The organism is Anaerobacterium chartisolvens (assembly GCF_003337415.1).
Classification (GTDB): Bacteria; Bacillota; Clostridia; order Acetivibrionales; family DSM-27016; genus Anaerobacterium; species Anaerobacterium chartisolvens.
In genome coordinates, this window is record NZ_QPJT01000025.1 from 60,334 (window position 1) to 68,745 (window position 8,412).

Genomic DNA, 8,412 nt, shown 5'->3' on the forward strand with positions numbered 1-8,412 from the left:
CAGGGAGACCGCCCGCAGGGAGGCTACAACAGGCCGCAGGGAGACCGCCCGCAGGGAGGCTACAACAGGCCGCAGGGAGACCGCCCGCAGGGAGGCTACAACAGGCCGCAGGGAGACCGCCCGCAGGGAGGCTACAACAGGCCGCAGGGAGACCGTCCGCAGGGAGGCTACAACAGGCCGCAGGGAGACCGTCCGCAGGGAGGCTACAACAGGCCGCAGGGAGACCGCCCGCAGGGAGGCTACAACAGGCCGCAGGGAGACCGCCCACAGGGAGGCTACAACAGGCCGCAGGGAGACCGTCCGCAGGGAGGCTATAACAGGCCGCAGGGAGACCGCCCGCAGGGAGGCTACAACAGGCAGGGAGGAAAGTCTCTGGATATTCCAAAGGCTGATTTGTCCATTGCACAGAAGGAAGAGGAAAACTCACAGCGCAATGAGGCAAGGCGCGAGTTTCAGAATAAGGATGTCGATAAGGACATAAAGAGGGAGCAGAGGAGAGATGTTCCCAAGGGTCAGGCAGCGGCGGAAAAGGGCAAAAAGTTTAAAAGCCACAAGGTGGTTTTTGGACAAAAGAAGGATGTCTCTGAAATTTTGTCCGACGACTTTATGCTTGAGGAATTTTACAACGACGATGGCGTTAAAAGTGTAAGAAGGGTGTCCAGAAATAAAAAGGATGCAAGAGGACAGATGCAGCCAAGACATATTCCCCACAGGGCTGTTCTGACTTCTATAACCATTTCCGAAACCATAACGGTAAAGGATCTTGCCGAGTCTCTGAAGAAAACTTCTACAGAAGTAATCAAAAGGCTTATGGGACTGGGCATGATGGTTACGCTGAACAATGAACTGGATTTTGACACTGCTTCCATTGTGGCCAATGAATTTGGTGTAAAGGCTGAAAAGGAAGTGGTTGTTAACGAGGAAGACATACTGTTTGACGACAGTGAGGACGGGGAAAACGAAGATACTGAGCCGAGGCCGCCGGTAGTTGTTGTAATGGGGCATGTCGATCACGGTAAAACATCTTTGCTTGATGCAATAAGAGAAACAAACGTTATTGAAAGCGAGGCAGGGGGTATTACACAGCACATAGGCGCATACATGGTCAAAATTAATGACAGGAATATCACTTTTCTTGATACTCCGGGACATGAAGCCTTTACGGCAATGAGGGCCAGAGGTGCGCAGGTTACCGATATAGCGATAATAGTTGTGGCTGCCGACGACGGGGTTATGCCTCAGACAGTAGAGGCGGTAAATCATGCAAAGGCTGCCAATGTATCAATAATAGTTGCCGTTAACAAGATTGACAAGCCGGGAGCCAACCCTGACAAGGTTAAGCAGGAGCTTACGGAGTATGGGCTTGTATCGGAGGAGTGGGGCGGAGATACTATATTTGTAAACGTATCCGCAAAGAAAAGAGAAAATATTGATTCGCTTCTTGAAATGGTACTGCTTGTATCAGACATGCTTGAGCTTAAGGCCAACCCAAATAAGCAGGCAAAGGGAACCGTTATAGAGGCGCAGCTTGACAAAGCAAGGGGTCCTATTGCCACTGTGCTTGTGCAGAGGGGAACCCTTAAGGTGGGTGACTCAATTGTTACCGGCACTACAGTGGGAAGAATCAGGGCAATGATCGGTGATAAGGGGCAGAAGCTTAAAAAGGCGGGGCCTTCAACACCTGTAGAAATATTGGGGCTGCCGGATGTTCCCGAGACCAGCGAGACGTTTTATGCAATAACCGATGAGAAGGTTGCCAAGCAGCTTGCTGAGAAGAGAAAGCTCAAACAGAGAGAGCAGCATCTTAAGGCCAGTGCAAAGGTTTCTCTTGAGGATCTGTTTAATCAGATTAAGGAGGGCAAGGTAAAGGATCTCAACATAATAGTTAAGGCTGATGTCCAGGGCTCGGTGGAGGCTGTTAAGCAGTCTCTGGAGAAGCTTACCAATGAAGAGGTCAGGATTAAAATAATCCATGGCGGGGTAGGTGCAATAACAGAGCAAGATGTTACTCTTGCGCAGGTTGCCAATGCAATAATAATAGGCTTTAATGTAAGGCCGGGGGCTAATGTGGCGGAAGCCGCACAAAATGCCGGAGTGGACCTCAGACTGTACAGGGTTATTTACAATGCCATTGAGGATATACAGGCCGCTATGAAAGGAATGCTTGACCCTACCTTCAAGGAGGTTATACATGGACACGCCGAAATCAGGCAGGTATTTAAGGTTTCGGGAATAGGCTCAATCGGAGGCAGCTATGTTACTGACGGCAAGCTTACCAGAAATTCCGAGGTAAGGATTGTACGGGATGGAATTGTTGTCTGTGAAGGAAAGCTCGCGTCGCTTAAGAGGTTTAAGGATGATGTAAAGGAAGTGGCTCAAGGCTTTGAGTGCGGGCTGTCTATAGAAAAGTTTAACGACATCAAAGAGGGCGACATAGTTGAAGCGTTTGCAATGGAGGAAGTAGCAAGATAGAGTAAAAAGTGTGAGGGTAATGGGCTGTAGATTATTATGGGGGCCGGGGCAGTTCTTGTTAATGGAGTGCTTACTGCTGCCCTGCCTGTAAGAGGGGCAATATCTATGGCCTGTTACCTGATTTTATTATGTAAGGAGAGTTGTTTATGGTTGACAGAACGAGCAGAATATCCGAAGAGGTAAAAAGAGAAATCAGCAATATCATTCAGAATGAGCTGAAGGACCCCAGACTTCCCGGGTTGTTAAGTATTATCTCTGCAAATGTAACGAGAGATTTAAGGTATGCTAAGGTATACGTAAGCGTAATGGGGAGTGAAGAGGATAAAAAGAATGCAATAAGCGCGCTTAAGAGTGCGGCAGGCTTTATACGCCGTGAGCTGGGGCATAGAGTGCAGCTTAGGTATACTCCCGAAATACAGTTTGAGCTGGATAACTCCATAGAGTATGGCGCATATATGTCAAAGCTTATAAACGACACAGTAAAGCATGATGAAAAGTAGGCTTTAAAGTAAGGGGGATGGTGTGGTTTGCTTGAAAAAATAGCTGCAGCGTTAAGGGCTGCAAAAAGTATTGCCGTTATGCCTCATATATCGGTTGACGGAGACGGCCTCGGCTCAAGCCTTGCGCTGTGTATGGCGCTTGTAAATATGGGCAGGGAGGCGGTGGTATACCTTGAGGAGGAGATCCCGGCGATGTATGAGTTTTTGCCGGGGCGATCCATGGTGAAGGTATATGACGGCAATGTAAAGCATTTTGACGTTGTGGCGGCACTTGACACAGGGGATATAAAAAGGCTGGGGAGCAGGGCCAAGCTGTTAGAAGTCGGAAGCGTAACGGTAAATATAGATCATCACAACACCAATTCCGGGTTTGCCCTTTTAAATTATGTAGATACCGAAGCCTCTGCCGTAGGCGAAATAATTTACAATATGATAAGCCTTCTGAAGCAGAGCATCGACAGCAGCATTGCAACCTGTCTTTACACCGCAATATCTACCGATACGGGAGGCTTCAGGTTTAGCAATACCACTGCCTTAACTCACAGGATAGCGGCAGATTTGGTTGATAAGGGTGTAAATGTATCGGAAATATCCCGCAGAGTTTTTGAGCTGACGTCCATTGGAAAGGCAAGACTGACGGGAGAAGCGATAAAGGCTCTGGAGCTCTTTGACAACGGGAGGGTGGCGGTTATAGTTATTAAGGATGATATGATAGCCAGGTCAGGAGCCGTTGAGGAAGACTGCGAGGGAATTGTAAATATTGGGAGGAGTATAAAGGGTGTGGAGGTTGCCGCAATGATCAGGGAAAAGGGCAATAGACAGGTAAAGGTAAACTTAAGATCCAACGGCGACACAGATGTTTCGGAGATTGCCTCGGCATTTTCAGGGGGAGGTCATAAAAGGGCGGCGGGCTTTGTAGCTAAGGCTGAGGTTGAGCACCTGAAAATTGAGCTTTTAGGACACATAGAGAAGGCTCTTAAATCTAATTAAAGGCAGAGAATAAAGTCTATGAATGGAATTTTGAATGTAATAAAGCCTCCGGGGATGACCTCTTTTGACGTTGTTGCATACTTAAGGGGCATATTAAAAATAAAAAAAATAGGGCATACGGGGACTCTTGATCCTGACGCGGCGGGTGTGCTTCCCATATGCGTGGGAAAGGCTACAAGAGCTATTGAATATATAATTGAAAAGGATAAGCGCTACAGGGCGGAGCTTACTCTGGGGATTGAGACAGATACTCAGGATTCCTCGGGAAGGGTAGTATCGGTAAGTGAGGCTGTGGCGGGAGCGGATGAAATAGAAAGGGTTATGAAGGACTATGTTGGAAAATACAGTCAGCTTCCACCCATGTATTCCGCTGTCAAGGTAGACGGAAGGAAGCTTTATGAGCTTGCCAGAAAAGGAATTACGGTAGAGAGGAAGCCGCGTGAGGTAGAGATATATTCCATTGAAATAATAAAAATGAGTGAGAACGGGAGAGTGCTTTTTGATGTAGACTGCTCCAAGGGCACGTACATACGGACTTTGTGCTCAGACATAGGACGGGATCTGGGGTGCGGGGGGCATATGTCCTTTCTCATAAGAACCAGAGCGGGAAGCTTTGATATAGGCTCGGCGCTTACGCTTGAGGAGGCCGCATCAATGGCTGAAAAGGGCGAAATAGGCCAAATGCTGGCAGGAGCTGAAGAGGTGTTTTTACACCTGAAATCCTTGCATCTGGATAGGGAATGTGAAAAAAAGTTTTTAAATGGGGCGGCTGTACCTGTAAACGCCGCGGATATTAAAGCAGGGCAGGCAGCAAGGGTATACGGTACGGAAGAGCTTTTTTTAGGGCTCGGGGAAATAATGCAGTCCGACGGGGAAATGTTTTTAAAATCCAAAAAGCTTTTTATTTAAAGGGAGTACGGGTACTAAGGAATAGGGGATAACGATATAGGTGGGGATAAGCTATGAAGGTAATATACGGCAATATTGACAGCAGCGCAATGGAAAGGCAGTCGGGTGTGGGGCTTGGCAACTTTGACGGACTGCATATAGGGCATATGGCTCTCGTTAATACTCTTATAAGGGAATCAAAGCTTAATGGGCTTGATTCGATTGTGTATACCTTTACAAGGCATACCGGAAACATTTTGAGAAAAAAGCTTGTTACGCCGCTTTTAACTACAGAAGCCAAAAAGGTGGAGCTTTTGGGAGAAACCTCTCTGGATTATTTATATTTTGATAAATTTGATGAGGAGTTTTCGAGGATAGCACCCGAGGCATTTGTAAAAGACGTACTGGTGGCAAGGCTGAAGATGAGGCTTGCTGTGGCGGGCTTCCACTACAGGTTTGGATACAACGGAGCCGGTGATGTGGAGCTGCTTAAGAGTCTGGGCAGGGTTTATGGGTTTAAGGTAATTATAATACCCCCCATAAAAATAGACGATCAGGTGATCAGCAGCACCCAAATAAGGGACAAGGTGGCAAAAAGCAGCATGGAAGACATATTCAAGCTTCTGGGCAGGCACTATTCCATTACTGCCGTTGTAGTGAGCGGCAGGCGTGTAGGAAATACCATAGGCTTTCCCACCGCCAATATAAACCCCGAGGATTACCTTGTGCTTCCCATGAGGGGAGTATATATAACAAGAACTCTTTTGGACGGAAGGCTGTACAACAGCATAACAAATATAGGCTTTAACCCCACCTTTGAGGATAACAAGAGGCTCAGCGTGGAAACACATATAATAGATTTTGAGGAAGACATATACGGCAAAAAAATTGAGGTATTCTTTCTTTCAAAAATACGCGACGAGAAGAAGTTTGAAAGCATTGAGCAGCTTAAAGGCCAGATAAAAATTGACATGCGCAGGGCAAGGGAGTTTTTTGATATAAATGTGCAGGAATAAAAGATATATTATAACGGTAAGGGGAATTGTGCAGGGAGTAGGCTTCAGGCCCTTTGTGTATTCTGAGGCCGTCTCGCTTTCGCTGAAGGGAAGGGTATATAATGTAAGCCAGGGAGTGGTTGCGGATATAGAGGGAGAGGAGGCTGCCGTGGAGGAGCTTGTTAAAGCCATACGCTCCAAGGCGCCTCCTCTTGCCGTTGTAAAAGGCATCGACATTGAAAACGCCGATCCTGCAGGCTATACAGGCTTTGAAATAGCACAAAGCGCGGCAGGGTTTAAAAGAGAAGTATATATTTCTCCCGACACAGCCATATGCGGCAAATGCAGGGATGAGCTCTACGACCCTTCCGACAGAAGGTATCTGTATCCCTTTATAAATTGCACCCACTGTGGGCCAAGGTTTACTATAGTCAAAGAAATACCCTATGACAGACCCAATACGACAATGAGTGAATTCAATATGTGCAGTGAGTGCGCAAGGGAGTATAAAGACCCGAGTGACAGGAGATACCATGCACAGCCTGTTTCATGCCATTCCTGCGGCCCTAAGCTTACGCTTGCCGATTTAGGAAGCGGCAAGGAGATTTTCCCGGATGATATAATGTCCTATACACGACGGCTTATTGCCGACGGAAGGATAATAGCCATAAAGGGCATTGGGGGATATCATCTTGCCTGTGATGCCCATAATGAGGAGGCGGTCTTTAGGCTGCGAAGCAGAAAAATAAGGGATGAAAAGCCCTTTGCCCTCATGGCGAGGGATTATGAAACCGCTCTGAGGTATTGCCGCATAAGTGCTGAGGAAAGGGAGCTTTTGGAATCCCAAAGGGCTCCCATAGTACTTTTAGAAAAAAAGCATGGTACAGGGCTTACGGAGTACATTGCTCCGGCAAGCCGGCATTTGGGAATAATGCTTCCCTATACTCCCGTTCATTTGCTTGTTTTAAATGATACCGGGCCTGTGGGGACACCCTCCTCCGATCTGCTGGTAATGACAAGCGGCAACTTAAGCGATCAGCCCATTTATTACAGGGATGGGGAGGCATTTGAAAGCTTAAGGGGAATCGCTGATTATATTTTGACTAATGACAGGCAGATATTTGTCAGGATCGATGATAGTGTAACAAGGGTATTTATGGGAAAGGAGTATATCATAAGGCGTTCTAGGGGATATGCTCCAATGCCTGTTGAGTTCAGCGGCGTGAATTTGCTGTCAGGGGGGCTTCGTGTACCTTCGGTTTTGGCATGCGGGGGTGAGCTTAAAAGCACCTTTTGCATAAATAGAGGGGATGAGTTCTATCTCAGCCACCATATAGGGGATCTTAAAAATTTTGAAACTCTCATCTCCTTTGAGGAGGGGATAGAACACTTTAAAAAAATCTTCAGCATACGCTGCGATGCCGTGGCGCATGATCTGCACCCGGACTATCTTTCCACCAAATATGCAATGGAGTGTGATTTTAAGGATACCGTGGGAGTGCAGCACCATCATGCACATATAGCCTCCTGCATGGCGGAAAACGGGTTGACGGGAGAGGTTGTGGGCGTTGCCTTTGACGGCACGGGGTATGGCGAGGACGGAAACATATGGGGAGGAGAGTTTTTTGCGGGTGGGTATAAGGGCTTTAAAAGGATGGGCCAGATAGAATATGTGAAAATGCCGGGGGGAGATATGGCTGTTAAACAGCCCTGGAGGATGGCTCTGGCATACCTGCTTGGCTCGGGAGATGATGTTTCCGATGCCTTTTTATCCGTACCGCAGGGCTTATGGAAGGGAATTGACACAGGGCATATATCAGCTTTAAGACAGATGATGGAAAGAGGAATAAACAGCCCTCTTACCTCAAGCATGGGCAGGCTTTTTGATGCTGTTTCCGCTCTGGCGGGGGTGAGAACTCATATAACTTATGAGGGACAGGCGGCTATAGAGTTAGAATACATTATGGATCACGGCTTCCGGGGCAGCTATGAATTTTCCGTTATTGAGGGACAGCCGTTTAAGGTGTGTATGCAGGCTGCTGTGAGAGAAATTGTGCGGGATGTCCTAAGCGGGGTTTCTAAGGGGGCAATATCCGCTAAATTTCATGAGACGGCAGCCGGTATAGTGTTGGAGGGATGTATGAATGTCAGGAGGAAAACAGGGATTAATGATGTTGTACTGAGCGGAGGCGTTTTTCAGAATATGACGCTGCTGCAAAAATGCATTTCAAAGCTTGAAAAGGCAAGCTTTACTGTCTATATACACAGCTCTGTGCCCTCAAATGACGCAGGCATTTGTCTGGGTCAGGCTGCCATTGCAATTGCAAGGCTTGCAGGCTGGTAGGGGTTTTAGAGTCTGTTTAAAATCTATTCGGATATGATAATTATTTTTCCACAATTTTATTTCAGAATATTTACATATCATTTACCGGTAGGGGCAGACCTATGTGTCTGCCCTGAATTTCTGCATATTCCGTGTTTGGATGCAATTTAAGGGCAGACACGCAGGTCTGCCCCTACGATTTCTATAATACAATGAAAATGATTTGGCATGATAATTATTTTTC

Annotated in this window: 6 protein-coding genes; all 6 read left to right on the forward strand. The window is 47.1% G+C overall.

Annotated elements, in window-relative coordinates; genetic code table 11:
• The first annotated feature begins 393 nt into the window (after positions 1-393).
• The 6 genes from infB (at position 394) to hypF (ending at position 8,189) form a co-directional block, all read left to right on the forward strand.
• The gene (gene infB, locus DFR58_RS22630) at positions 394-2,472 is read left to right on the forward strand and encodes a translation initiation factor IF-2 (protein WP_423230845.1); all 2,079 of its coding nucleotides are present in this window, start codon (positions 394-396) and stop codon (positions 2,470-2,472) included.
• A gap of 146 nt (positions 2,473-2,618) precedes the next feature.
• Complete coding sequence (rbfA, locus tag DFR58_RS17520) at positions 2,619-2,972, forward strand: 30S ribosome-binding factor RbfA (RefSeq protein WP_114299154.1); 354 nt, start codon at positions 2,619-2,621, stop codon at positions 2,970-2,972.
• A gap of 27 nt (positions 2,973-2,999) precedes the next feature.
• Entirely contained in the window at positions 3,000-3,962 is a 963-nt protein-coding gene (locus DFR58_RS17525) for a DHH family phosphoesterase (protein ID WP_242987710.1), read from the forward strand.
• A gap of 18 nt (positions 3,963-3,980) precedes the next feature.
• Positions 3,981-4,871, forward strand: a complete 891-nt coding sequence (truB, locus tag DFR58_RS17530; protein WP_114299155.1) for a tRNA pseudouridine(55) synthase TruB — start codon at positions 3,981-3,983, stop codon at positions 4,869-4,871.
• A gap of 53 nt (positions 4,872-4,924) precedes the next feature.
• The gene (locus tag DFR58_RS17535) at positions 4,925-5,866 is read left to right on the forward strand and encodes a bifunctional riboflavin kinase/FAD synthetase (RefSeq protein WP_114299156.1); all 942 of its coding nucleotides are present in this window, start codon (positions 4,925-4,927) and stop codon (positions 5,864-5,866) included.
• Positions 5,853-8,189 (forward strand): carbamoyltransferase HypF, encoded by a 2,337-nt coding sequence (gene hypF, locus DFR58_RS17540; protein WP_114299157.1) that lies wholly within the window; start codon positions 5,853-5,855, stop codon positions 8,187-8,189. Before DFR58_RS17535 ends, hypF begins: the two co-directional genes overlap by 14 nt.
• Positions 8,190-8,412 lie beyond the last annotated feature (223 nt).

Excerpts from the sequence above, each read along its gene's own strand:
- rbfA (WP_114299154.1), top strand. The coding sequence starts at position 2,619 with ATGGTTGACAGAACGAGCAGAATATCCGAAGAGGTAAAAAGAGAAATC.
- truB (WP_114299155.1), top strand. The coding sequence starts at position 3,981 with ATGAATGGAATTTTGAATGTAATAAAGCCTCCGGGGATGACCTCTTTT.
- DFR58_RS17535 (WP_114299156.1), top strand. The coding sequence starts at position 4,925 with ATGAAGGTAATATACGGCAATATTGACAGCAGCGCAATGGAAAGGCAG.
- hypF (WP_114299157.1), top strand. The coding sequence starts at position 5,853 with ATGTGCAGGAATAAAAGATATATTATAACGGTAAGGGGAATTGTGCAG.